At 34.1% G+C, this 25,262-nt stretch carries 29 protein-coding genes and 1 pseudogene; 15 read left to right on the top strand and 15 right to left on the bottom strand.

Features of this window, described 5'->3' with window-relative positions:
* Positions 1–81: 81 nt before the first annotated feature.
* Together QUF91_RS15140 and QUF91_RS15135 are read left to right on the top strand one after the other, a co-directional pair.
* Positions 82–364: pseudogene (locus QUF91_RS15140) on the top strand (replication protein); the annotation flags it as partial.
* A gap of 169 nt (positions 365–533) precedes the next feature.
* Positions 534–875, top strand: a complete 342-nt coding sequence (locus QUF91_RS15135) for a LuxR C-terminal-related transcriptional regulator (protein WP_353957850.1) — start codon at positions 534–536, stop codon at positions 873–875.
* Between the two features lie 198 nt (positions 876–1,073).
* On the opposite strand, the gene QUF91_RS15130 is transcribed toward QUF91_RS15135, so the two are convergent.
* Complete coding sequence (locus tag QUF91_RS15130; RefSeq protein WP_285397761.1) at positions 1,074–1,463, bottom strand: spore coat protein; 390 nt, start codon at positions 1,461–1,463, stop codon at positions 1,074–1,076.
* Between the two features lie 391 nt (positions 1,464–1,854).
* On the opposite strand from QUF91_RS15130, the gene QUF91_RS15125 reads away from it, so the two are divergent.
* The 5 genes from QUF91_RS15125 (at position 1,855) to QUF91_RS15105 (ending at position 7,080) form a co-directional block, all read left to right on the top strand.
* The gene (locus tag QUF91_RS15125) at positions 1,855–2,280 is read left to right on the top strand and encodes an acyl-CoA thioesterase (RefSeq protein ID WP_068984419.1); all 426 of its coding nucleotides are present in this window, start codon (positions 1,855–1,857) and stop codon (positions 2,278–2,280) included.
* An 11-nt stretch (positions 2,281–2,291) separates the two neighbouring features.
* On the top strand, positions 2,292–2,666 hold the full coding sequence (locus tag QUF91_RS15120) for a DUF423 domain-containing protein (RefSeq protein WP_285397762.1): 375 nt from the start codon (positions 2,292–2,294) through the stop codon (positions 2,664–2,666).
* A gap of 315 nt (positions 2,667–2,981) precedes the next feature.
* Entirely contained in the window at positions 2,982–4,220 is a 1,239-nt protein-coding gene (locus tag QUF91_RS15115; RefSeq protein WP_289418327.1) for an SPFH domain-containing protein, read from the top strand.
* A gap of 14 nt (positions 4,221–4,234) precedes the next feature.
* Positions 4,235–5,338 (top strand): TFIIB-type zinc ribbon-containing protein, encoded by a 1,104-nt coding sequence (locus tag QUF91_RS15110; protein WP_289418326.1) that lies wholly within the window; start codon positions 4,235–4,237, stop codon positions 5,336–5,338.
* A gap of 536 nt (positions 5,339–5,874) precedes the next feature.
* A complete protein-coding gene (locus QUF91_RS15105; RefSeq protein ID WP_285397765.1) occupies positions 5,875–7,080 on the top strand; it encodes an EAL domain-containing protein in 1,206 nt (401 codons plus the stop codon).
* Between the two features lie 479 nt (positions 7,081–7,559).
* On the opposite strand, the gene QUF91_RS15100 is transcribed toward QUF91_RS15105, so the two are convergent.
* The gene (locus QUF91_RS15100; RefSeq protein ID WP_289418324.1) at positions 7,560–7,892 is read right to left on the bottom strand and encodes a hypothetical protein; all 333 of its coding nucleotides are present in this window, start codon (positions 7,890–7,892) and stop codon (positions 7,560–7,562) included.
* Positions 7,893–8,158: 266 nt separating this feature from the next.
* On the opposite strand from QUF91_RS15100, the gene QUF91_RS15095 reads away from it, so the two are divergent.
* Positions 8,159–8,665 (top strand): hypothetical protein, encoded by a 507-nt coding sequence (locus tag QUF91_RS15095; protein WP_289418322.1) that lies wholly within the window; start codon positions 8,159–8,161, stop codon positions 8,663–8,665.
* Positions 8,666–8,966: 301 nt separating this feature from the next.
* On the opposite strand, the gene QUF91_RS15090 is transcribed toward QUF91_RS15095, so the two are convergent.
* Together QUF91_RS15090 and QUF91_RS15085 are read right to left on the bottom strand one after the other, a co-directional pair.
* Positions 8,967–9,356: a spore coat protein gene (locus QUF91_RS15090; protein ID WP_285397768.1), complete on the bottom strand. Its 390-nt coding sequence runs from the start codon at positions 9,354–9,356 to the stop codon at positions 8,967–8,969.
* A 487-nt stretch (positions 9,357–9,843) separates the two neighbouring features.
* A protein-coding gene (locus tag QUF91_RS15085; protein ID WP_289417810.1) for an IS3 family transposase occupies positions 9,844–11,015 on the bottom strand; the annotation gives its coding sequence in 2 pieces (ribosomal slippage) (positions 9,844–10,754 and positions 10,754–11,015; 1,173 coding nt in all).
* 588 nt (positions 11,016–11,603) lie between these two features.
* Between QUF91_RS15085 and QUF91_RS15080 the strand changes: the two genes are divergently transcribed.
* Together QUF91_RS15080 and QUF91_RS15075 are read left to right on the top strand one after the other, a co-directional pair.
* On the top strand, positions 11,604–12,464 hold the full coding sequence (locus QUF91_RS15080) for an alpha/beta fold hydrolase (RefSeq protein WP_289418321.1): 861 nt from the start codon (positions 11,604–11,606) through the stop codon (positions 12,462–12,464).
* Between the two features lie 311 nt (positions 12,465–12,775).
* Positions 12,776–13,027, top strand: coding sequence for a hypothetical protein (locus QUF91_RS15075; RefSeq protein ID WP_285397812.1), 252 nt, complete (start codon positions 12,776–12,778; stop codon positions 13,025–13,027).
* 158 nt (positions 13,028–13,185) lie between these two features.
* Here the strand turns inward: QUF91_RS15075 and QUF91_RS15070 are convergent, their stop codons facing one another.
* A complete protein-coding gene (locus tag QUF91_RS15070; RefSeq protein WP_289418319.1) occupies positions 13,186–13,383 on the bottom strand; it encodes a hypothetical protein in 198 nt (65 codons plus the stop codon).
* A gap of 183 nt (positions 13,384–13,566) precedes the next feature.
* On the opposite strand from QUF91_RS15070, the gene QUF91_RS15065 reads away from it, so the two are divergent.
* Positions 13,567–13,902: a hypothetical protein gene (locus QUF91_RS15065; RefSeq protein ID WP_289418318.1), complete on the top strand. Its 336-nt coding sequence runs from the start codon at positions 13,567–13,569 to the stop codon at positions 13,900–13,902.
* Between the two features lie 475 nt (positions 13,903–14,377).
* Here the strand turns inward: QUF91_RS15065 and QUF91_RS15060 are convergent, their stop codons facing one another.
* Positions 14,378–14,581, bottom strand: a complete 204-nt coding sequence (locus QUF91_RS15060; RefSeq protein ID WP_285397773.1) for a translation initiation factor 2 — start codon at positions 14,579–14,581, stop codon at positions 14,378–14,380.
* 390 nt (positions 14,582–14,971) lie between these two features.
* On the opposite strand from QUF91_RS15060, the gene QUF91_RS15055 reads away from it, so the two are divergent.
* Complete coding sequence (locus tag QUF91_RS15055; protein ID WP_285397775.1) at positions 14,972–15,373, top strand: YhfM domain-containing protein; 402 nt, start codon at positions 14,972–14,974, stop codon at positions 15,371–15,373.
* 75 nt (positions 15,374–15,448) lie between these two features.
* Here the strand turns inward: QUF91_RS15055 and QUF91_RS15050 are convergent, their stop codons facing one another.
* The gene (locus QUF91_RS15050; RefSeq protein WP_289418316.1) at positions 15,449–15,655 is read right to left on the bottom strand and encodes a hypothetical protein; all 207 of its coding nucleotides are present in this window, start codon (positions 15,653–15,655) and stop codon (positions 15,449–15,451) included.
* A gap of 591 nt (positions 15,656–16,246) precedes the next feature.
* Here QUF91_RS15050 and QUF91_RS15045 point away from each other — a divergent pair.
* On the top strand, positions 16,247–16,525 hold the full coding sequence (locus QUF91_RS15045; RefSeq protein WP_289418315.1) for a hypothetical protein: 279 nt from the start codon (positions 16,247–16,249) through the stop codon (positions 16,523–16,525).
* A 385-nt stretch (positions 16,526–16,910) separates the two neighbouring features.
* On the opposite strand, the gene QUF91_RS15040 is transcribed toward QUF91_RS15045, so the two are convergent.
* From QUF91_RS15040 to QUF91_RS15015, 6 genes are all read right to left on the bottom strand, one after another.
* A complete protein-coding gene (locus QUF91_RS15040) occupies positions 16,911–17,333 on the bottom strand; it encodes a hypothetical protein (RefSeq protein WP_289418314.1) in 423 nt (140 codons plus the stop codon).
* The gene (locus QUF91_RS15035) at positions 17,320–17,568 is read right to left on the bottom strand and encodes a hypothetical protein (protein WP_353957849.1); all 249 of its coding nucleotides are present in this window, start codon (positions 17,566–17,568) and stop codon (positions 17,320–17,322) included. Before QUF91_RS15035 ends, QUF91_RS15040 begins: the two co-directional genes overlap by 14 nt.
* Positions 17,569–18,054: 486 nt before the next feature.
* Positions 18,055–18,480 carry a hypothetical protein gene (locus QUF91_RS15030; protein ID WP_285397780.1) on the bottom strand — a complete coding sequence of 142 codons (426 nt, stop codon included), beginning with the start codon at positions 18,478–18,480 and terminating at the stop codon, positions 18,055–18,057.
* A gap of 32 nt (positions 18,481–18,512) precedes the next feature.
* Positions 18,513–18,902 carry a hypothetical protein gene (locus QUF91_RS15025; RefSeq protein WP_285397781.1) on the bottom strand — a complete coding sequence of 130 codons (390 nt, stop codon included), beginning with the start codon at positions 18,900–18,902 and terminating at the stop codon, positions 18,513–18,515.
* Complete coding sequence (locus QUF91_RS15020) at positions 18,859–19,983, bottom strand: hypothetical protein (protein WP_285397782.1); 1,125 nt, start codon at positions 19,981–19,983, stop codon at positions 18,859–18,861. Before QUF91_RS15020 ends, QUF91_RS15025 begins: the two co-directional genes overlap by 44 nt.
* A 338-nt stretch (positions 19,984–20,321) precedes the next feature.
* On the bottom strand, positions 20,322–20,663 hold the full coding sequence (locus QUF91_RS15015) for an ATPase (RefSeq protein WP_285397783.1): 342 nt from the start codon (positions 20,661–20,663) through the stop codon (positions 20,322–20,324).
* 345 nt (positions 20,664–21,008) lie between these two features.
* Here QUF91_RS15015 and QUF91_RS15010 point away from each other — a divergent pair, with 345 nt between their 5' ends.
* Positions 21,009–21,701: an SDR family oxidoreductase gene (locus QUF91_RS15010; protein ID WP_285397784.1), complete on the top strand. Its 693-nt coding sequence runs from the start codon at positions 21,009–21,011 to the stop codon at positions 21,699–21,701.
* 255 nt (positions 21,702–21,956) lie between these two features.
* Positions 21,957–23,453, top strand: a complete 1,497-nt coding sequence (locus tag QUF91_RS15005; RefSeq protein ID WP_483308088.1) for a serine hydrolase domain-containing protein — start codon at positions 21,957–21,959, stop codon at positions 23,451–23,453.
* 191 nt (positions 23,454–23,644) lie between these two features.
* Here the strand turns inward: QUF91_RS15005 and QUF91_RS15000 are convergent, their stop codons facing one another.
* Positions 23,645–23,905, bottom strand: a complete 261-nt coding sequence (locus QUF91_RS15000; protein ID WP_289418308.1) for a hypothetical protein — start codon at positions 23,903–23,905, stop codon at positions 23,645–23,647.
* Between the two features lie 266 nt (positions 23,906–24,171).
* Entirely contained in the window at positions 24,172–25,224 is a 1,053-nt protein-coding gene (locus tag QUF91_RS14995; protein ID WP_285397787.1) for a DUF418 domain-containing protein, read from the bottom strand.
* Positions 25,225–25,262 lie beyond the last annotated feature (38 nt).

Raw genomic sequence — 25,262 nt, 5'->3', positions numbered from 1 at the left:
CGCAAATGGATATTCTGATGGTACATTTAAACTATATAAACCTTTAACTCACGCTCACATGACATTGTTCTTAAAACGTAGTACTTCTTCCTGTATTTGCTGACAAATGAAAGTACAACTCAAATTGGAATCTATCAAATTACTAAAAAGAAAATTGCTTTTGATATGGGTTACTCAATGGAAAGTGCTGGTGCTTTGCATCAACGCTTTAGGGACCACCACAAGATTATTAAGTACAATGAGGAAACTCGTGAAATAGCTATTAAAAACTGAGGCAAATACAACCTCAATCGTGGAGGTAAACCAATCCTAGATTGCGTGAGATCAGAATTAAAAGAAGTGAAAGACACTTCACTTATTCAATGGGTTGGAGAAGGAATTCCAAATGATTCTGTAAGTATCGTCTACGAGTCGTATTACGATACGTCACACGATACGCATAACGTTACGTCAGAAAATGAAGAATCCAGTATGTAAATTGTAATATAAAAAAAGCCGCAGCGTCGTCACACGCTACAGCTCAGAAAACTGCTATGTATGGTATTGAGGGCATTACCAAAGGCAAGTGGTGGTACGAGCGATCCAGTATTTATGAAGTTCAAAGACGTGTATATTCAATGAATCATCGCATCAGTGAATACGAATATAAGGTTGCTGAGGTGCAAAAGCGAATATCGTTAGTACATGGAGATCGTGAGAGGGAGATACTTCATAGGCTACTTAATGGTGATAGTATGCGAGCGATTGGTAAACACATGAAGCTCTCTAGTACTACTATCTTCAGGGGTAGATACAATATTTTGAATCAGATGATGGAAAAGGAGGAAGAGACAGCAATAGCTGTCTCTTTTTACTATTTAAATAATTCAAAATAAACTGTAACCCATTTATTCCCAAAAAGTACATCGCTATATAAAAGTGGTATACTAATTATTTAATATAATGTGTGACATTAAAGACAACCTCTTGATATTACAGATTTATAACATTCACTTGTCTTTAATTTTACAGAGTATGATCGCTTGTTTTTTGTACTATAAAACCAGTATTGAGTAATGTATCACAATTCTCATTTAATTAATAAAATCTTGAGGAATACATTCACGAACACCAGAATTTCTCATTGAGTTAAATAAAGCTGCGCCGATTCTTAATAAAACATTGTTATCTGTTCCATTTTCTAAATCATAAATTACGTAGTATGCATTATCAACTGTAAAAATACATTTTCGTTCTAATTTAAATCCAGGTGGTACAGGTGGAAGAGTAATAACTGGTCGAATCACAGGTGTATCTCCTTCATTTCTAATAAAATTGAAAGTTTGTTGGTCAATCTCATAGATATTAACTGGATCAATCTCTACACCTTGAGCTGGAATTGTAACTTCATCTTCAACTAATAGGAAAAAGCGTTCGTTTCGAAAATTGAAAAGACTTCTCGCTCCAATTTCAAATGATGCCATTTTATATTCACCTCCTATTCTATATCATATTTTATTCATATCGAAAACAGTTGTTTGGACGAAAAGGAAGGTGTAATGAAGAATAATTAAAATAACCATTTATAGTAGTTGTTCTATCATGGCAGCTAAAGAAGCAAACGTTGAATACATGGGAGTTGTTAAATATCGATTGTAAGAAGAAGATAATCCTCAAAATGGATTCTACAAAAGTACAGCAAATAAAAGATTTTATACGAGTTTATATGGAATAGAGATAAACATATATGAAATTTGTTTTTCTAATAATCATCACACTTAATCGAACCATTATTTTTCACCTTACAAAAATCAATAGAGCAAAAACCCGCCAAATCAATATTTTTACGCTATAATGAATGACGAGGTGAAGAAAATGTTTGTAAGTGAGAAACAAATAGAAATTCGATATGCTGAGACCGACCAAATGGGCGTGGTGTACCATGCAAACTACATCATTTGGATGGAGATTGGACGCTCACAGCTAGTAAATGATGCAGGCTTTGAGTATGCAGCGTTAGAAAAAGATGGTTATGTATCGCCGGTGATGGATTTATCCATTTCTTATAAGGCAGCTATGCATTATGGCCAAGTAGCAACTGTGCGTACATGGGTGGAAAAGCATGATCGTTTACGTACAACATATGGCTATGAAATTTTACATGAAGATGGAACGATAGCTGCGACTGCTCAGTCAGTACATATTTTAGCCCATAAAGATACGTTACGTCCGGTATCGCTAAGTAAAATTGATCCGGCTTGGGATGCGAAATACAAAGAAATCGCATGTGAAACGAAATAGGAGACGGAAGTATGGAAATTTTATTAGCTTTAGGGGCTATTATGGCTTGTCTTGGTGTTGTGCTAGGTGCTTTTGGGGCACATGCACTAAAAGATAAATTTGCGTCACCACATTATGCGGCCATTTGGGAAACTGCGGTGCAATATCATATGTATCATTCATTAGGCTTACTGGGACTTGGTATTTTATCTAGCGATGCTCTTTTAGGAGCTTCTAGTATGCTTTCTTGGGCAGGTTATTTAATGTTTGCTGGTATTGTGTTTTTCTCTGGCAGTTTATATGTATTAGCCGTTACAGGTGTGAAAAAGCTTGGAGCGATTACACCAATCGGCGGTTTGTTGTTTATAATTGCCTGGGTGCTTGTTGCTATTTCTGCATTTTCTTAAGAAACGCTAAGATCCACTATAATTATGATTGAGGTAGTTCCTATGGAGCTATCTCTTTTTTTATAAAGAAGGCTAAAAAATGAAACAAATTGTCCTTATTGTACGTACTACATAATGATTAGATTATTTCTAACTTCTTTTAGCGAGTGTTCAAACACACGCTGAAATAGAGAACGCAGGCTAAGAACTTCACGTCCTGTGAAAACGCCTGAGTGACCAACGTCGTGTGGACCTAAAGCTTCACGCAATGATGTCGAGGTATTATTGATATGATAAAATAAGTGTTAAGTATATAAGTTGAAGGTGGGAATAACTATGGGTTTATTAAAAGCAGGAGTTGGCGCATTAACGGGTGTTCTAGAAGATCAATGGCGTGAATATTTCTATTGTGAGTCACTCTCATCAGATGTTCTTGTAGCAAAGGGTGTTAAACGTACTTCTAAACGAGGATCAAATAAAGGCAATGACAATATTATTAGTAATGGCTCTATTATTGCAATTAATGAAGGTCAATGTATGATGATTGTCGAGCAAGGGAAAGTAGTGGAGTTCTCTGCGGAGTCTGGGGAGTATGTTTATGATACATCAACAGAGCCTTCGATTATGTATGGCAATGATTTGTCCGAAAGTATTATGGAAACATTCAAGCAAATTGGTAAACGCTTCACATTTGGAGGAGAACCTGCAAAGGATCAGCGTGTGTACTATTTTAATAAAAAAGAAATCGTCGGCAATAAATACGGAACACCAGCACCGATTCCATTCCGAGTTATAGACCGTAACATAGGCCTAGATATTGATATTGCTATTCGTTGTCATGGCGAATATTCATATAAAATTGTCGATCCATTATTATTTTATACAAATGTTTGTGGAAACGTAGAGCGTGAATTTACAAGAGACGCAATCGATAGCCAATTAAAAACAGAGTTAATGACTGCGTTACAGCCAGCTTTCGCACATATTTCAGCAAGTGGAGTACGCTATAGTGAAATTCCTGCACATACAGTTGCTTTAGCGGATGCTCTCAATAAAGTATTGTCAGAAAAATGGTTATCAACTCGTGGTCTAGCGGTTGTATCATTTGGCATTAGTTCTTTAAAAGCATCTGAAGAAGATGAGGCGATGATTAAACAATTACAACGAAATGCCGTAATGCGTGATCCAGGTATGGCTGCAGCTCATTTAACGGGTGCTCAGGCGGAAGCGATGATCGCAGCAGCAAACAATGATGGCGGAGCAATGGCAGGGTTTATGGGCATGAACATGGCAGCTCAATCAGGCGGTGTTAATGCAGGACAGCTTTACCAAATGAATGAGCAAAATAAACAGGTAGCCCAGAAACAACAAACAGCGACGACTTCTGGTGCATGGAAATGTGCTTGTGGCCATGAAAACACTGGTAAATTCTGTAGCGAATGTGGTGCTAAAAAACCTTTAGGAGCATTACAATACGTGTGCGATAAATGTGGTTGGCAGCCAGAAGATCCTGCAAACCCACCAAAATTCTGTCCAGAGTGTGGCGATGTGTTTGATGAAAATGATGTTAAGTAAGGAGATAACTAGTGATGACAACGCAAGATGCTGAAAATGTTAAACAAGTAAAGCTTGATTTTGACGCTGAGTGTCCATCATGTAGTGCATCTATTGAATTTAATCCAGCAACAGGAAAGCTAACATGTCCTTATTGTGGCTATGAGTCAGAAATTGCAGCCCCAGAAAAGCAAGAGGAAAAAGTTGCCCAGGAAATGATTTTCGCAAATGCTGAAGAACGTGGGAATTTTGACTGGGGTGTTGAGAAAAAAACAGTCATTTGTAAATCCTGTGCGGCAGAAACGATTTATGATGCATTACAGGTAGCCGATAGTTGCCCATATTGTGGTTCTAATCAGGTTATGGAGGCTAGTGCTGAAAATACACTAGCACCGAACGGGGTATGTGCATTTGAAATAACAGATAAGCAAGCAGGTGAAAGCTTCCAACGATGGATTAAAGGAAAATGGTTCACCCCGAAAGCTGCAAAAGATAGTGCAAAGCCTGATTCGTTTAAAGGGGTTTATCTTCCTTATTGGACTTTTGATACGAAAACAAGCTCAAGGTATTCCGCAAGTTACGGTAGACATCGTACAGTTACAGATAAAGAGGGAAATACTCGAACTGAAACAGATTGGTATTCCACAAGTGGTTTTTATCAGGAATTTATTGACGATCATTTAATAAGTGCAACAACCCGTTATGATCGGAATATGATGCGAAAAATAGAACCTTTTAATTTACTCGATAATAAAGCCTATAAACCAGAATATGTAGCTGGGTTTTTATCAGAACGCTACAGTATTGGTTTACAGGACGGGTGGGGTCAAGCAAAGAGAGAAATACATGATCATCTAAATGCACAAATTACTTCAAAAATCCGTTGGGAACAGAATGCAGATGTTGTATCCAATTTATGTTTCTCTACAACACATGATGATATTACATACAAATATCTTATGTTACCAATCTGGCTTTCTTCATTCCGTTATAAGGAGAAAATTTACCGATTTATGGTGAACGGACAAACGGGTCATGTAGGTGGAGATGCTCCGATTTCACCGCTTCGTGTTACATTTGCTGTAATCTTATCCTTAATTACAATTGCGATTATTTGGTATTTCTTTATGTCAGAATAGTCATGAGCAGTATTCCGGAAGGGTATAATTCATACTTTGGAATACTGCTTTTTTACTATGAGTAGAAGGGGAAACGCCAGTACAAAAATAATATCATCTATATTAGTGGGTGAATGACTGAATATTTTAAGTAAATTGGATGAATAGCTCTAATTATCACGGCTTTCACTTCGGTTTGTTGCATAAATTATGGTGATAAAGAAATTTTTTTCGTTTTTACACAGCAGTACATGATAAAAGCAGTTTTAGATGACGGCATTATCATTTAATGGTATATTTTCGGCAAAATGTGATTTGACATTAGTGGATGATTTCAGGTATTAGACTTTAGGGTTACTGAAAAACTGTGAAAAATGAATGGACGGCTAACTTTTCAGAACAGATATTTCCATCAAATATTGCCAAGTGAAGTTGCGAATTTACTTTAAACAAATTAATATACAGTCAGAGAGCTTTTTTTCATGTAATGAGCTGTGAAAGTAATGCTATTCTTGAATAACTGTTATGGAGTTATTCATGATATGGAGGTTTCGACAATGGACGCAATTGAAGTGTTAACAAATTTAGATCAAATACATGGGTATTTTCAACCTATATTTAGCGCGGATGCGCATACGGTGATTGCCTACGAAATTTCCGGACAGTTACAAATCGAGGGTCAACAAATTAATTTAAAAGATTTTGTAAATAATGAAGATATTCCAGAAGAGTACCGTATTGACATGGAACATAAAATTCTACATGCTGCATTAGAAAAAATAGGAGAGATTGCACCGGATGTTGATATTTATATTCCAAGTAATCCGAACATACTGATGCAGGATTTCGGAGAAAGTCACTTTAATATTATTCAACAATATATAAGTGAAGAAGAGTTACATCGTATTGTATTAGTTGTTTCTGAACATCGTTTTCTAGGTGACATTCATAAGCTACACCATGCACTACGTTACTTTACGACATTTGGTGTGAAAATTGCCGTTCAGGAAGTGGGAGCGGAGAGTCATTTAGAACATATTGCTCTATTATCCCCACAAATTTTAAAGGTGAATATTCGAGATTTAAATTATGATTCTTGGTCTGCACAGTCTGATATGATATCAGCAATAGGGAGCCTCGCTTATAAAATTGGTGCAAACCTCTTATTTGAAGGAATCGAAACCGTTTATCAATTACAGTTTGCCTGGAAAAATGGAGGGCGCTTCTATCAAGGACGATACTTAGCAAATCCTGCAATGACATTTGTAGAAAAGGATATTTTAAAGGAGCGATTTAAAGAGGAGTGCCAGCAATTTATTACATCTGAAAAGAAAATGCTTGAAGCGCAATATTTTGAGCTGAAAAAATTGAGAGAGGAGCTAGAAGCGATTGTCCATCGTGTTAAACCTTCTAGTGACAACATCTCACATTTAGAGCATTTGGCACAGCTGTTGGATAGTTATTCATTCCGATTATATATTTGTAATGAAGATGGCTTCCAACTATCTCCAAACGTTATGCGTATAGATGGACAGTGGGAATTGCAGCCTAGAGCTATTAATAAAAACTGGAGCTGGCGTCCATATTTCCTACAAACAATCATTAAAATGCGCAACGATCAAAGCGGGGAAATTTCAGAGCTTTATCGAGATATTGAGACAGGGGAAATTACAAGAACGTTTTCGATTGCTATTAACGAACATGAGTATTTGTTCGTCGATCTTTCCTATGATTACCTTTATGAGCACAATATATTTAGATAGTCTTTTAAATGCTTATAGAATCAAGGTTTCAGGGATGCAAATTATGTTTGCACCCAAAATGGCACATCTAGTACACATCAAACAGCAGAAAATGTAACGGATGTTCTAAAACATCATTTTGGCTGGGTTTCTTACATTGAGCCAGAAGGTAAGTTATGACGAGTTAAAACAGGTACATTCACTGGTGCCGAAGCAGCCAAAGAAGGAGCTGAAAAATAGAGGTAGCAAAATTAGCGCAGAAAACAAAAATTGTAGCTGCATAATAATTGTTCAGATTTTGTTCAGGTTGTTGTGTTATCTTATTAATGAAAGATTTCATATCTTTACTTTAACCTAAACTTCAACAAAAAGCCCCAGGTACTCAATTAATTTGAGCCTGGGCTTTTTTATTGCACAACGCCAAACGTAATACCTTGTAAGTTTAATTGTATTTCAAAAAAACCTCCAAAGTGTTAAAGGGTGTTTTGATTTTAATGATTTTATATTGAATTTCGATAAGCATTTAATGTTGAATTGTACTTAGAGTTTGATAAAAATTTTTGGAGGTTGTGTTTCCCCCATGGTCCTAATTTAGTAGTACTAGAGCCTAATAAACCATCCTTAGCAGCACTTTTAAGTGTTTCAATCTGTTTAGTAGAGAGTTTAGATGTTTTACTTTCTTCGATAATTTTATTCACATTGTTTATTCTTTCTTGACTCTTAGAAGTGCGGTTAATTTCGTTACTGTTTTGTTGAGGGAGCCCATATTGTTTATAGGATCTACGTGTCATTAAATATTGCATAGTTGCTGTTGAATTTCTTGTAGTAATCATAAAAGATTTCCACCTTTCTAGTTAATTGATTTTTTAGTATTTACCATACTTATCCTAATATCGACCGGAACTGTAAATAAATTAATCTTTTCAAAATATATTTACATTAAATACGATTATAGAGATTACTATTAAGTAAGCAAAACAAATGATCAGGCGCTCATTAAATGGTGAGTACCTGATTATTTTTCTTTCGTCTTAATTGGTATATTTAGTAATTCGAAGTATACTATACATAATTAGGAGCGATTTTGGAGTGATATCTTATGAAATTTACTAAATGGGTTACAACATCTACTTTAACTTTAGCTTTGGTAGGATCTAGCCTTCCACCTGCAATGGCAGAAAAACAAGTGGCAGTACAACAAGAAACCGTTAACACAAGTATTCAAGAAAATGAAGATGGTACTGTTGTTCAAAATTACGAAGAGGATTTCGGTAGTGATACTTGGAAGTATGTAAAAACATTAGTAGCTATTTACAATAATCAGCCATTAATACATGGGGAATTTAAAAATGAATTCCATATTGCCTCAAATGATCATGACGTAAGATATAATATAGCAAATAGAGGGTCTAATACTTCCACATGGAAAATTTTTAATCCTAAAGGGGAAATATGGAATAATGGTACGTTAAAACCTGGTGAATCTAAAACTTATACAGCATTTTGGGATCTACATGATATCCCAATGGGTGAATATAAGATATCGATTATTTCAAATAATGGCGGAGCAGGAGAATTTGATTTTACTGTCAGTGTGTTAAACTAAAGTATTGTAATTTTAATATTTTCAAGACATATAAACAAATGACCAAGATAGCATAATTGCCGTCTTGGTCATTTTCTAATACATGATTAAAATTGTACATAACCTTTATCGTAGTCTATGTCAAAAAAAAAAATTGCTGAATCCCATGCTTTTCCTGAAAATATTTCTTTACCATCTCTAAATCTTCTCCAAAAAAAGGGGAAGGGATAGAATAGAAAGAGCAAAGGAGTAGCGAATTTAAATGCTACTCCGTTTGTTTTTAAGTTGTTCAATAAGTTCCCGACGCCAGTTGGAGATTGTATTAATTAATAAAATCTTGAGGAATACATTCACGAACACCAGAATTTCTCAATGAGTTAAATAAAGCTGCACCGATTCTTAATAAAACATTGTTGTCTGTTCCATTTTCTAAATCATAAATTACGTAGTATGCATTATCAACTGTAAAAATACATTTTCGTTCTAATTCAAATCCAGGTGGTACAGGTGGAAGAGTAATAACTGGTCGAATCACAGGTGTATCCCCTTCATCTCTAATAAAATTGAAAGTTTGTTGGTCAATCTCATAGATATTAACTGGATCAATCTCTACACCTTGAGCTGGAATTGTAACTTCATCTTCAACAAATAGGAAAAAGCGTTCGTTTCGAAAATTGAAAAGACTTCTCGCTCCAATTTCAAATGATGCCATTTTATATTCACCTCCAATTCTATATCCTATTTTATTCATATCGAATACAGTTGTTTGGACGAAAAGGAAGGTGTATTTAAGAATAATTAAAATAATCATTTATAGTAGTTGTTCTAGCATGACTGCCTAAGAAGCAAACTTAGCATACATGGAAGTTGTTTAATTTCGATTGTAAGAAAAAGATAATCCTCGAAATAGATAATAATCACAATTGGTTTGAAAAAGTTACTAGGGCTCTATCGAAAGAATTAGGAGGATGTATGCTTTTTCTTTCTTTATCTAATTTAACAACAATGGAGATTAGGTTGAAAATGAAGGAACTTGGGGGATTCCCATGACCAACTTAATAAAAGTGATACTATGTCAAGAAAATGGACAGGGAAAATTGAGATTTTGCTTTAAATCTAAGCGCGCTATCGCTTGCTCGCCTCACAAATAATTTAAGGGGCGTAACCCTTAAATTATTTGTGAGGTTAAAAGGGTTTAATTATATGACCTTAGTTTTTTGTGAAGTTTTGAAATATTGCTTTTCGTATGCAATGGGCGACATATAATTTGTAAAAGAATGGATACGCTTGTAGTTATAAAAACTAACGATGTATTCAATGATACTTTTCTTGGCCTGATCTCTCGTTTTATACTTTTCATGAAAAACTAACTCTCTTTTGATGACGCTATGAAATGACTCGATACATGCATTATCGTAACAGTTTCCTTTTCTACTCATACTTGTAATCATTCTGTTAGTTCGTAACACTTGTTGGTATTCCTTCGACGCATACTGGCTCCCACGATCTGAATGATGAATGAGCCCAGGCGTTGGAGTCTGAGTTCTGATTGCTCGTTTTAAGGCGAGGATCACTAATTCCTTTGTCATTCTCTCATCCATTGCCCAACCGATGATTCGTCTTGAAAACAACTCCATAATCGTTGCTAGATAGAGCCAACCTTCACTGGTCCATATATACGTAATGTCAGCTACCCACGCTTGTCCAGGGCGTTCTACTTTAAATTGTTGGTCTAATAGATTTGGATATACTGGTAGATTATGTTTTGAATTCGTCGTCGCTTTGTATTGTTTCACTGTTTTTGAGCGAATGCCTTCTTCTTTCATAATTCGCGATACTGTTTTTTGCGATACAGAGACTCCTTCTGAATTCAATTGTTTTGTAATTTTCGGACTACCATAATTTCTTCTTGAGTCCAAATACACTCGTTTTATTTGGCTGGTTAACTTTTCTTTCCGTTCTTTTTGATTACTCTTTGGTCGGTTCAGCCACTCGTAGTAACCACTTCTTGAAACACCTAATACTTCGCACATCTTTGCCACACGGAATTCGTGTCGGTGCTGTTGAATAAAGTTGTAAATTACTTCCGGTCTTTCGCAAAGATGCCCATAGCCTTTTTTAAGATGGCATTTTCCTCTTCTAGGTCACGTATTCTTTTTTCTAATTCTTTATTTTCCTTATCCTCAGGCTTTAAATTCCCACTACCAACAAATGCAACTTCGCCATCTTTACTAAATTTCTTTACCCAATTGTGTAATGTCTGTTCTGCAAGATCCAGCTCACGTGCAACCTCAGCAACTCTCTTGCCACTTTCAACTAATTGTACTGCCTCTAATTTAAATTCTTTGTCATAACTTTTTCGTTTTGTCATCTTAGACACTCCTAGTAAATTGTTAAGATTATTATACTTTATAAACTCCCAATTCTCTGTGTCCATTATTTAGACTAACATCAAAGTGGATGGATAAATGATTGTGGTTACAGCATTTGGTTTGAAGGATATGATTGTTATGGGGGAAGAACAATCATATTAACAGATCGTTCAGTTATTTTTCATAAACATACAAACGATTTTAAAAGAATAGATGTATATGCTGAGCAAGCGATAAAGGCTTATGAAGAAAATACAGATTCCATACCTTATTAAAATGCAGATATGAAACTGTTAAAGATGTTATTTAGGAGATTGGAACTATCCAAAAGCTATAATTTCAAAAAAATAACGTGACGCTGCCGCACAAAAAATAACAAAGCGTTCAGTCGCAACGGAAATCAACCACATAACGGAATAAAATCAGGTTTGTCGATTAACCATTTTTATACATTCGGAAATCAGTTAAAATAGGAATATATAGGAAAAATGGTAACGGAAAAATCCTTTTACCGCTCAATAATAAACCTATTTTCCCCAAATCTTTTAAAGCTGCCATACTTTCAAATTAGGAGGGAGAGGACCGATATGAGTATATACAAAACACAATCGGGAAGAGAAATGTCATTAAAGCTTTATGATGCTCAATTGAATAAATTGGATTATTTATTTAAGGATGTTTACGTTCATACACGTTTTGGAAGAACACATATCATTGAAACTGGCAATCTATTGGGTGAACCATTGCTAGTATTTCATGGCGGTAATAGTACGACTGCCTATAATTTACTAATGTATAGATTCCTGCTTAAGGATTTTCACGTTTATGCGGTTGATATTATTGGCCACCCTGGAAAAAGCGAAGAAGTGAGTCTTTCTCCTAGAAATTATGATTATGGAAAGTGGGCAAGTGAAGTTATTAAAGGGCTTGGATTTGATAAAATAGCTTGTTTTGGGGTTTCGTTTGGAGGCGGCGTTTTGGCAAAACTGATGTGTATCGCACCGGAAAAAGTAGAAAAATCCGTATTAATTGTGCCATCAGGTATTAATAATGCCTTTCCAATCAGTACTCTTAAAATGCTGATACCACTACTCAAATATAAACTAACAAAGATGGAAAAATATATAAAAGAAACCGCTTTATTTATGGCTATTAAAGAAGAATTTCTTGATAAAGATACTTTGGATATGGTGAAAGATAGTTTTGATCATGTAAAAACAAAAGTAGGGATGCCATCCAATGTGAATGAGAAATTAATGCAACAGTGTAAAGCACCGACACTTATTATGGCAGGAGAAAACGATTGTTTATTTCCAGCGAGAAAAGTATTACCAAGAGCAAAAAGAATCATACCAAATAACACAGTTCATATGTTAAAGGGGTGCGGACACATGCATATGATGCCAGAGCGTGAAATGAAAATGATCGTTGAATTTCTTAAGGAGTAACCAATTAAGTACACAGCTGAACAAAGAGAAACATTTCAGTTAGACTGTGTGTTCAGCTCTTTTTTTTTGCAGCTAACGGGGCAGGGTTTCTATCTTAAATAGAGAATGGGTCACATTACTTTGCTAAAGGCTAGAACACTATGTCGAATAGCATCCAATTTAATATGAAATTTCGTGTTTATAAGCTAGGCAAATAGGCGTGGGAATTTACCGTAACAGTTAGCCTTTTACGGTGTTAAAACAGAAAACAAGTGAACCAACAGATTTTTTTGAATATAATGTGGAAACTAAAAGAATTAGGGAGATGTGCAGTGAGCGAAATAGATAAACGAAACAGATTAAGCGAAGAACCATTTGCTTATCAAATAACGAAAAAAGGAACAGTTGTAATACATTACGAAGGTAAACAAATTAAAATTGTAAAAGATAAGGAGGCTGAGCGTCTTATCGCAAGGATTGAAGAAGTTGAAGATAATATAATAGCAGTACAGTTATTGTTAGCTAAGATTACAGGTAATTTTAAACGTGGTAACGAGAAATATGGAAAAAATAAAAGAAAGTAGAGCTTTACTTTCTTTTATTTGCGGAAAGTGGGGAAGTGAATTTTTGAAGGGAAATTACAAATGTAGTATATTTTTCGTGCAAGAAACTTTGTATAATTATAGCAATAATGTCTTTTTTAAGGGCTTTTCCGCGAGCGCTTAGGTCAGTATAAAAAACCTTAAGCCATTCGTTTATTTTTACTGACTTTCTGCATTGTAAGAATTAGTCCTGTTAAACCAGCAGTTAATGAAGGTGCAATACTAACTATAAAAAAACGCCATTCTCCTGTGTACAAGGATACTGTTAGAAAAATAATAGGTAAACCAATTAATGCAAACAATGAAGCAATTAAGGCGAATCTTTTATTTTCTCGCATTTGTTAAACCTCCTTTGAGTGTGTAAATTTATTTAATTATAACACAAATAACCCAAATAATTCCTTTTTGTTTGATAATGGTATAAGTGTTGGGATATAAAAAGCCGCAGCGTCGTCACACGCTACAGCTTCGATTTGGTTTTTGCTCTTTTATTTAATCGACCATTTACGGGGAGGTTTTAAATGAAATATCAAAAAATAATTCTCACTGTTGTTTTATTAATTTTCTTAGGAATTAGCTATTATTTTGTAGCTACTTCTAAATACGAGTTATCGGGAAAATATAGTGATTTCCCTATTCCTAGAAGCGCCAAACTAATACAGGAAAATGAGGATATCTCTGTATATGAGTGGTCAAAGTCTTCTGATTTAAATGGTATTCCTTTTAGTTATAGTCTGATCATAAGGGTAAATGGTTGGGAAAAGGTAGTTAGAGAAGGTACTTTAACAATCTATGAGAAGGATAGAGTTCAGATCCATTTATCGAGCGGGAGAGATGAGATTGTTATAGGAAGATGAATTAATGATTTTCCTAAAGATATTAATTTTCAGGCGTGTTGATTAGGAAAAAATAGGTTTATTATTGAGCGATAAAAGGGTTTTTTTGGTTGTTATTTTGATAATATATTCCAATTTTAACTGATTGTAGCGTAGGGCTACTCGACGCTCGCCTGTAGGAAGCCTTTCTCTGCGCGAAAGCGAGTAGCGGAAATCAGCTCTTCGAATGTATAGAAATGGTTAATCAACACACCTAATTTTATTTAATTCAATTAGTAGTTTGTCAATTTTTGATTGTAAGTCATTAAAAAATAATTACTTTGCATCTCACCTAAATTAATTCTTGATCAAGCTTCATTAATGCTATTTAGAGCATCTGTAATTATGTCTTGTATGTCAGTTAAGCTGCTTTCCAAGCAAAAACCTTTTTTACAAAATAAAGATTTTTTTAGCAACGGAAAATAATACAAGTAATTCTAGAAATATTGTATGTACATTATTTGATTATTTTTTTTATTTGCTTTAATTCGTAAATAAGATAATCAATCTGTTTTTGCATATTATCTTTCTGCATGGATTGTTCCGTATCATTTTGAGAATTTTGGGTATTGGAATTTCTTAACGCATCTAATGCTAGACCAGCAGCTATTGTTTGAATGCCATCTCCTAATGTAGAAATAGCTGTGCCGACATAGGCCAATTTGGCAGCATAAATCTCAAGAGAATCCTTAGGTTGACTTGAATTACTTCTACTGTTATTTATTTTCCATCCCTCCTTCCGGAAAAGCCCATTATTGTATCATATGCTTCACTTTAAAAAAATGAAAAGAAAAAATTTATTAATGCGAAGCAATCATGTAGAAAAATTAGTGATTCAAATGGTAAGTAAACTGAGATAGATATTCAACAGAAGTGTAGTAACGAAGATGAGTGTGAGTTGGGCTATAGATAAGAAATTTACATAACTGGCTGGGTAGTAACTGAACAATAGAAAGAAAATGTGCAGTAAATGAAAGTTTCAGCAGTTTGTAACTTTTTACCAGATTATAAGTCTAATCTATAAAACAAATAGGGAGAGACCTGGGATCTAATGAAAAAAATGTTTATAATATTCGTTTTGTTGTTTCTTGTCGGTTGTAATAATGAAGAGATGAAAACTTTTGAGTTTGCAGATGAAATTCAAAAAATAATTGTGATTGGACAAGGAACAAATGCTAAGTTAGATAAACAAGAAGTTGAAAATGCCACTCAAATAAAACTTTTTGAAGATGCAATGCAAGATGCCACTATATTATCACAACCTCATACAGATGAAGGTCCTTTATATAAGCTTGAAGTGATGTACGGTGATAACTCGAAAGAAATCATTGATATATGGTATTACGCAAGTGCAAATACAGGAAGATTTTATATGAATGATATGTATTCTTTGAATGAAGAAGCCATTCCAGCATTAATTGAACTTTTTGAGTCTTATAAAGAAGTAAAATGATTTACTGCACAATATGAGGGAAGAAACAATTAAAGGATCACTCGGCTGAAAGTGACCCTAATTAACTTCGAGGAATTATTTGAATTTTTCAGGTTTAGCTACTTTGATTGAAGTCACTTCTCCACAATTTTTGCAAAATGACAAAATAAGTGGGGAACCAGAGGCAATTAAAGATCCTATAGGCCTAACATTTCCTTCTGTAGTAAAACTACTATGACCAAGTTGACCAGTTGCAAAAGAGTCGTAACCACAAGCCTTGCAGACCAATTTATCATTCTCCACAACATCACCTCATAATGAGTTTTTTGAAAATTGCAACACTTATCAATGGAACTAATTTACAAAATTATCGTTATAATATTATAAAGAATATAATTGTTAGGGTGGTACGAAAATGAAAATATTATGTTTCCGATGATTTATGTAATTGAATGATTTTTATTCCTTTCTGCTCTTGTTTTTCTTTTTTACATGATTAATTAAGGTAACGTTATTAAGTTAATAGCCTTGGAAGAGACGATGACCTTAACATCATCTTTAGGGTTTAATGAGGAATAACCCAGGTGTGTTGATTAACCATTTTTATACATTTTAAAAGGCTGATTTCCGCTACGGGCTACTCGCTTTCCTGCGGGCGAGCGTCGAGCCGCTTCCTCCGCTCCGCTCCGTGCAGGGTCTCGTCTGTCTCGCTATCCCGCGGGAGTCGAGTAGCCCTACGCTACAATCAGTTAAAATGGAAATATATTAGCAAAATGGTAACAAAAAATCCTTTTATCGCTCAATAATAAACCTATTTTTTCCTAATCAACACGCCTGGAATAACCTGCTGAATAAAGTATTTCATAAGAATCAAAAGGAATGGTGGGGTTTAAATTGAAATCAATATTAGTTATGGGTAATGTTACAATTAGTGGTTTTATTGCATTATTTATTGCTTGGTTTTTTGCAGAAGGGGCACTAGGTGAAGCTGATGCTTTAACACCAGAATTCTTTTTAATCTTACCAATATGGGTTATTGGGGTGCTATTTCTGTGGAGATTTTTTTCCAAAGATAAATTAGCAGATAGCTCTTATTTTAAAATTTTCTTGAGCAACTTTCTGCTTTGGTTAACTATTCCTATCGGTTTTATGTTAGCGCATCAGTTTATATAAGACTATTGGGAAGAAAAATTAAGTTGTCTTCTTATTTTAGTAAAGGAAGCGATTGTTCTGGAGCAATTGCTTTTTGTGTTAGTGGGGCAATTTAAGTGAAACAAAGATCTTTTAACTAATTAAAAATAGCGACTTGTATCTGAGATGGCAATATGAATAAAAAAAATTTTATTACATGGGAAGTGGAAATGGTGGAAGCACAAATTGAGTAAAACGTTAGAGTAAGTTAAATACACCAGGATTGAAGTAAATAACAGATTACAGCTCGTTAAAGAGGGATGATAAATTACTCGCTGTTGATAGAAAGGGATTAGGGGGATCAGAGATTTACTTTCTATATTAAAGAAAACTTCTGATTCCCATCATCCTTTTTTGGAAATTATTATTATTTTTTTCGAGTACCAAAGATTCGGTAACCTATATAACAAATGAGATTTAAAAACAGTAAAATTATATACTGTATTGTTGAGATGGCAAGAATCAATATCAAATCTGCCCCTAATACGATTTCGCCCGGAGGTAGTTCTTGAGAAGGCCCTATGATTACTAATACCAGTAAGGAAGTAACAATGACGGAAACAAAGAAGGCTAGATAGGCGAATAATGCGTGTTCAAAAAATTTTAGTTTGAATTGGCTAAACCACAGAAAAATATTGATAAGCACAAAAAGTAAAGGGAAAATCAAAAATTGAAAAATTACTTCATCTTTTGATTCACCAAGTAGTGTATGGTAAAAAATTTGGGCTAAACAGACAGTGATAATATTTGTAAAAGCCACTATAAAGTAGGAACGGCTATTTCTGTACATTTTTTTCTCCGTTTATATTTTCACTTGATAATATAGTTCTCTTTTTTTTAATGCGATGTACAATTATAGTTAAAGTATTTAAGAGAATCGTACCGATGAGCAGGATGGTTACAGCATCTACTGCACTTCCTGATGTATCCATAAGAGCAGTCCAATCCTCAATTTTCACAAGATGGTCTTGTAAAATAACTGGAAACTTATCGATGTCGCACAAGCACTGAAGCTCAACATGCAAATAACTACCTCATTTTTATGAACTTGCTTATTTGAACGTAAAAGATTTCCGATCGGTAATAACCAAGCAATTATTCCAAGCACAAGGCTTCCCAAATTAAGAAATCCGAACATATTCATCTCCCCCTTATCAATTAATGAACGATAAGAATTGGAAAATGTTCCTGCTTTCGATGTAAAGGAGCTATTCCGAAATTAATATATGTAAATGGATTTAAAGTAGGAAAAGGGTCCAAAAAACCCCAGTTTAATACTGGGGAGTGACGGTTTGTTAGGTTTATAATTCTATAGGATATCAGAGAGTTCTTTACTATATTTCCCCATTTAGAAACTGCACCTAAGATTGTTAGATGTGCCTGACAAGTGGGTTAGGAAAAAATAGGTTTATTATTGAGCGATAAAAGGAATTTTTCGTTACTATTTCACTAATATATTTCCATTTTAACTGATTGTAGCCCGTAGCGGAAATCAGATCAATACACCTATATTATTTTAAAGGGAATCCAAGTCCGAGGGCAGAAGCGATAGAAATTATAGAACTAATAACACCTAGCAAACTACTTAATTTCTCTAATGGTTTTTTAGCTTTCTCTTTATCTCCATTGTTTATATGCGTTTGAAGAAGTTCAAAATGCGCTTCTGCAATGTCTCTTTGATCATCTGATAGGCTTTGAATATCTTCGTGAAGTTGTTTTAACGCAAGGATAATATCATCAGATTGGCTAGCCATTCCTTGATTCAGTGTACCGTTGTTCTCAATCGTTATATTACCTTTATTGTCTCCAAAAGTTAAACCACCATATTTACTAGATTCACCCATATAACCATCTCCTAAAATAATAGTTACTTGCCCGAGTTTTGATACTTTATCTAATAATTGTCCAGAATTTTCTTTTTCTAAAAGATCAATCATTTCTCTTAAACTCTCAGGTTTATTTTGTTTATTTAACCCGACATTAACCCTTTTGTTATTATTTTTTTTTTTGAAAAACTTTGTTTGTAATCTTCACTTAATTTAATTATTGGAATAGCGTTTAATGGGTCAAAACAATTTTCTGTACCACAATACTTACAAGTAAATGAATCGATATTTTCCAGTTCAAATTTATTGGCAGTTAAAATACTTCTACTGCATTCCTCACAGTGGAATTCTAATTTTATAACGAGCGCTTCTTGTTTCTCTAATTCAGATAATTTATCAATGACTACTCCAAGAGGTAAGTCAGTTATTTTTGCAATATAACTATGGTAAAATTTGTCGATTTTACTTATAGCAATTGCCTCGAGTGCATTATCTATTTTTTGAGAAATTTCCCATGGCTTTAAATTGCTCACAACTTTTACCTCGCAGAATCAATTTTTCTCTAATATAATCCAATACATGTTCAGACGCAAATACATTGAACTTAAATGTCTTTGTAGTTACGCCAATTCGAATAGAATATTCTTGTACTACTCCACCAACACTATGTTCAAATAGTATTGATCCTTTTTGCTTGGAAAGATAAGGCTCTAAATAATTATACAATGGTAAGCCCCTTAACTCTCTAATACTCCCTAATCCTATTGTTTCAAGACCACTTAAAAGTAGCAAAGTAAAAGGTGTTGTTTCTAAAATGCTGGTAATATCTTCGCTATTTAAATTTTGCTCAAGCACTGATAATTCACCATTAGTATAGTATTCATCAATCGCAGAAAGTATACTTACAATTGATTTACCTTGTGTTTCTTCAAATGTATTTACTAATCCAGCTGGTCTTCCAGTAGCATCAATAAGTCTTCCTTGAAGAACATCAGCTAAAGGCTCAAGAGTTCCGCCATACTTTTCTAAGAAATCATACTGTTTGAATTCGTATACTTCATCTACTATTTTAGCTAATCCAGCAATAATTTTCTTTGCAACAGCTGAACTTGCCCTTACTTCGATTATTCCCTTATTTTCATCGATATAAACTGTCGTAATTTCATGTTTAATGTATTCTCTACGGTTAGTTAAAAAGTAATCAACATTTATCCCAGATCTGTGAATAAACCTTAAATAATAAGCTTGTGAGCCTTCGATTTCAGTAGCAGCAATAATTGTAGGCTCAATGGGAACATTTTCGCTATTTGGTGTAATTACTGTTTCAAAAGGATTAAATGACATTTTATCAATAATACTTTGTTTAAGTCCGATTAAACCAGTTTGATTTGTAGTTTGATACCAAACTAAAGAAACTGCCCCAGTAAAAATATTATTACTGATTGATGTAAGAACATCGCCTTCAATTAGTTCAAAAGCGTTCCATACTCTGCTCGCTAATTCATTTACATTTCCTGTTGTTTCTAATGTCAAATCACTACAAACTTCTTTAAGTAGAGTTTTGGTCAATCTATTCAAGTCTTGGGGGAAGATTAAAGATTTAATTGTATTCATTTAACGCCCTCCACAATTTATATTATTCTTTATTCGATGGAATTATGCAGTTTATATTAACTAATATTATATGTTCTGAATAACCAGAAAATTACAAAATGTTGTTAATTGACATAATAGTAGGGATGACTTGGAACGAATATGCAAGAAAATGAATAAAAACTTTTGAAAGGGGAACGTTCGCTTGACTTGACCGTTAAGATTCCCAAGACAATGACCGGTTAATTAACTGCAATAATAGTTGAAGAAGTTATGAATAGAACAATAAAAAGTCACTCATTTTTCAAAATAAAATGAGTGACTTTTCTCTATATTCAAAGGGGATAATTGTACCAAAATTATTGAATCTGTGTTAATTCTGAGTTTACAAACCTTTGGGCAGTAATGATAACACTTGAAGCTGTTAACCCGTAAACACTATATAATCCGCCTGGTTGATTTGGCGCAATTTCTACTTCATATTGAGCTGAGAGTCCTAAACCTCGAGTGAAGAAAGTAGAAGCATTAGCACCTACGCTAAAGGAAGTTGTTGATAGTAATTGTCGCGTACCGTTTAGTCTGAAAACTCTGATTACTCCAGTAAGCGGACCTCCAGTGAGATTAAGAATTTTAATACGAACGCTAGTTGCATTTGCTGGTTGATTCCCTGTATTTTCAACTGGACCTGTAGTTAAAGGCATTTAAAATTCACCTCCTTGCGTAATAAAAGTTTTATAATCTGCAGATTACATACTCATAGTATTCAAACTCTATTGAGATGCTATAGACATATTGATCAATTTGCTATAAATAAAAAATCTGTGAAATGATCAAAGAAAACTTTTCAAAGAAAAATCTGAAAACCAATCTATTAAGGATGCAAATATTTGAGTAGCAATACATAGTGAAAGATATGCTATTATCAGCATATCAGGAATTTTTCCTATTATTTTTGCTCTACTAAAGGGTGATGATACAATTCAATGTTCGTATTTTGAAAGAAGTTTCTATTTTGGTATAATTAACTGCGAGAGAGGATGATAAATATGAGCAAAAATATCGTTGTTATAACAGGTGCTGGCAGTGGATTAGGTGCTGCACTTGCCAAAAAATATTCGGGCCTTGGCTATTACATTTGTTTATTAGGCCGAACGAAATCAAAGCTAGAGGAAACGGCTAAAACGTTAAGCAATGGCTATTCTATTTATGAGGTGGATGTTACTTCTAAACAAATGGTCGCTAAAATAATTCAATCTATACAAGATGATTTAGGGTCAATTCAATTACTAATTAATAATGCTGGTGTTGGCTATTTTGATAACGCTGAAAACTTGAGTGAGGATTCAGTTCATCAAATGATTGATATAAATCTAAAAGGAACTATTTTTTGCACACAAGAAGTGTTAAAAGGTATGAAAGAACGTAATGAAGGAACGATCGTCAATATCGTTTCCACAGCTGGTAAAGAGGGGAAAGTAACGGAATCAGTTTATTGTGCAAGTAAATTTGGAGTAAAAGGTTTTACGGAAAGTCTTGCATTAGAATTAAAAGAAACATCCATTAATGTATGTGCTGTTTACATGGGTGGTATGAGAACAGAGTTTTGGGACGGGATATTTTCAGAGGAACGAACAAAGAACTTAATGGATCCTAATGATATCGCGGATATTATCATGGATAATATTAAACCAAGGAAATTACTAGCTGTAACTGAAATTGTTATTAAAAATCAACGATAACACAGCGATTTGCTGCGTAAAAGACGATGACCAGGTATCACCATTTGAGCCTGGTCTTTATCTGTTTTTATAGGCTTAATAGGTGATTGTCTAAACAGATAGACTGTAAAAAGACCTGTACGTTACAAAATTGTCATGTTGTGTCGTTTTTAGTCATGTAAAACGATGGTTTAGGTACTAATTGCTTGTTATAGTAAATGAAGTTGTTAACTTATACCTAGGCAAAACGTCTTGAAGGAGTAGATCCAAGGAGAAATGAAAATGAAACCATCAAAAATCTATATGTTTATGATTGCTATGATTGTAGCGTTTTATAGTTTATCGCCAACAATCGTACATGCAAGCTCAGATGAAAAAATTCAAAAAATTGAACAATTTGTTGAAGAGCAAATGGCAATTAGTAAAATTCCCGGGGTATCGTTAGTAATTGTAGAGAAGGGGGAAACGGTCTATGAAAAGGGCTTCGGATATGCCGATGTTAAGTCAAAAACACCCGTTACTTCTAATACATTATTTGAACTAGGATCCACATCGAAAGCATTTACAGGACTAGCCATTCTACAATTGGAAAGGGAAGGATTGTTAAAACGATCTGATGATGTCCAAAAGTATATCCCATGGTTGAAGTTAAAATATAATGGAGAGCTGCAGTCGATTACGATTAATCAGTTACTGCATCATACAAGTGGGATCCCATCAATCACCATAGCTAATATCCCTGAAAGTAATGAAAGTGATGCTCTTGAGTTGACTGTGAAAAAATTACTTGATCAGCCATTAGATCGTAAACCAGGTAGCTCATTTGAGTACGCAACGCTGAATTATGATGTTTTGGGACTCATTGTTGAAAAGGTATCAAAACAGCCCTTTGATATGTATATTAAACAGCATATATTAGAGCCACTTAATATGAATGATTCATTTGTTGGTCTTCATCAAGTTAAATCTGATGAGATGGCGTCAGGTTATAAAATCGGACTAATGAGAGAGCAGCCATACACACCACCTATCTATCGTGGAAATGTACCTGCTGGATATATTATAAGCAACACGAATGATATAGCAAAATGGTTAAAGTTACAGTTAGGAAGTAGCCAAATTTATTCTATTGATAAGAAAATTATTCAAGAATCGCATATTCCTGATCAATCTGTAGAGCCTTTCGATAAGGATACATACTACGCTAGTGGATGGGGAGTTATGGAACAAGACAAAAAACAATATTTACTCCATGCAGGTGAAAATCCAACATTTACATCTTATTTCATTATGCAGCCAGATGAACAATTAGGAGTGGCCATACTGTCCAATATGAATTCGAGCTATACAACCGCTATTGGACAAGGTGTGATGAATTTGTGGGAAGGGAAAAATATTGATATTAACCATTCCGACAACTTACAAAGAATAGATAAAACTGTGACGCTTTTGTGCGTGATTGTCGTAGGATTTGGGATGTTTTTAAGTATTTTATTGCTAACAACATTGAGGCAGATTGTTAAAAAACAGCGAATGAGAGTATCGTTCAATACAAAAAGGACGTTCTTCCTAATCATACATTCTTTAGTTGTAGCAATATTTTTGACACTTTTAATTATGTTCCCTAAAATTTTACTAGGGGCAAACTGGGAATTTGTTAAAGTATGGGGTCCTACTTCAATTTCTGTGTTGTTTTATGGTGTCATAGTGGGAAGTGTTATTTTTTATTTACTAGGCTTATTGAGCATTTTTACTAAAAAAGAAAATAAGTAAACCCGTGTATTAGGGTTGCTAACCGACAAAATCTAAGGTTTTGTCGGTTTTTTTACACAAAAAAGGCTCTCATTTTTGAATAATGAAAGACTTTTTTGTATAATTATAAGCTTTTGTTAATTGCCGAAAGCCATTACTTGTCCTCTTGGGTTGTTGAAATATCTTATGAATGGTTTAGGACAATCTAAACATTAACGCATCATCATTTTTTTGATTTGTCTTATTTCATTTGATAGTTCGTCAATTTGCCTTTGTAATCTCTCAATATCATGACTATTGTTTTGACTATTATTTTTGCTCTGATTTTGTGCTTCTTCTAACGCGAGTCCTGTTGAAATCGTAGTTATGGCATCGCCAAGAGTAGTAATTGCGGCTCCGATCACTGCGAGTTTGGCCGCTTGGTTTTCTGAATTTGGAACTTGATTATTTTGATTTGATTTTTTATTATTCATCAAATTATCCTCCATACAAATTGTATTATTTGCATCTTATGCATTACACAGAAGTCGTGTGTAGTACATCTTTTATGTACACAAAAATTAACGGATATTATACAAGAAAAAAGGTCACTTTTCCAAAGCGAAAGTGACCAAAAGTAAAATATGGGGGTGTGTTTTTGCTGAAGGTATGAGCAAAATGGAAGTGTATTAGGTACACTACCATATTATGAATGAGAAAAACCTACTGTTAGGTGTTTGCCATTTTCTAAAACAATTCTTTAGGAACGTTCCTTAGAATGAGTAGAAGTTTTAAGTATTGAAGGTACTGTCCAATATGTGCCCATGCGCCACAACCATTCTAATGGACCAAATCTAAAGAATTTTAGCCAAAACCTACTAAATAGTAATTGAAAAATGTAAATGCCTATGCAAATCCAAAGAGATTGGATGAAACGGATATTGCCAATAAGGTGAAAGGCATTCCCTATTATTAAAATCAGCGTTGTTTGTCCTAAATAATTTGTTAAAGCCATTCGGCCATAATCTTTTAATGGTGATAGCAAAAATTGACATAAAGGATGTTGGAGTAAAAGCATTAATAGTCCTACATAAAATGCTGATACAAATGGACTGAACTGAAGCCCTATTAGCGAAAAATTCCCAACGTTTGTCACATGTTCTGTAAGTTCATCCTCTGTCATATTATTAAAGTTCACCATTGCCTCTGGGACATAATGCCATTGATACAGCAAGCCGCCTATGCTAATACCGAACATTATAATTGTAAAGATAAATATGCTTTTTCGATTGTCATTGATCTTTTCAAAAATTCGATATTGCCCAGCTGCTAAACCTAGTAAAATAAGTGGAAACGGCATAGCAATTTTGATGCCATAATAAGCTGTTACGGCTAATAATATAAGCCCTATAGTAACGTTTATTTCTTTCCGAGCTTTGTAAAATGGTAACGCAATTAGCCCAAATATCGCATAGACGGTTAATGCTTCTCCTGGTTGAAAATAGAAATGTACAAGTCCTATTAAAAATAAAATAATGATTCTTCTAATGAATAATAAATATGCCTTTTCATTTTTAGCTTTTGCACGGGAAATAAAAATATAAAAGCCTACACCAAATAAAAATGAAAAAATGGAGAAAAACTTCCCTTCCACAAAGAGCAATAGAAACCTATTATATGTAATATCTATCGATGTTTCTGGTGGTGTAATCCACAGTAATGATGGAATATTGACTAAAATAATTCCTAATAAAGCAAATCCTCTTAAATAATCTAATGTATCTATTCTTTTGTTTAATTCAATTGGTTGCATTTTTTCTCCTCCTTTTTTACTAAGTATAAGGAAATTCT

Source organism: Lysinibacillus sp. G4S2 (assembly GCF_030348505.1).
Lineage (GTDB): Bacteria > Bacillota > Bacilli > Bacillales_A > Planococcaceae > Lysinibacillus.
Note: the sequence above shows the minus strand (reverse complement) of the source record. Positions and strands in the feature narration are given on the sequence as shown.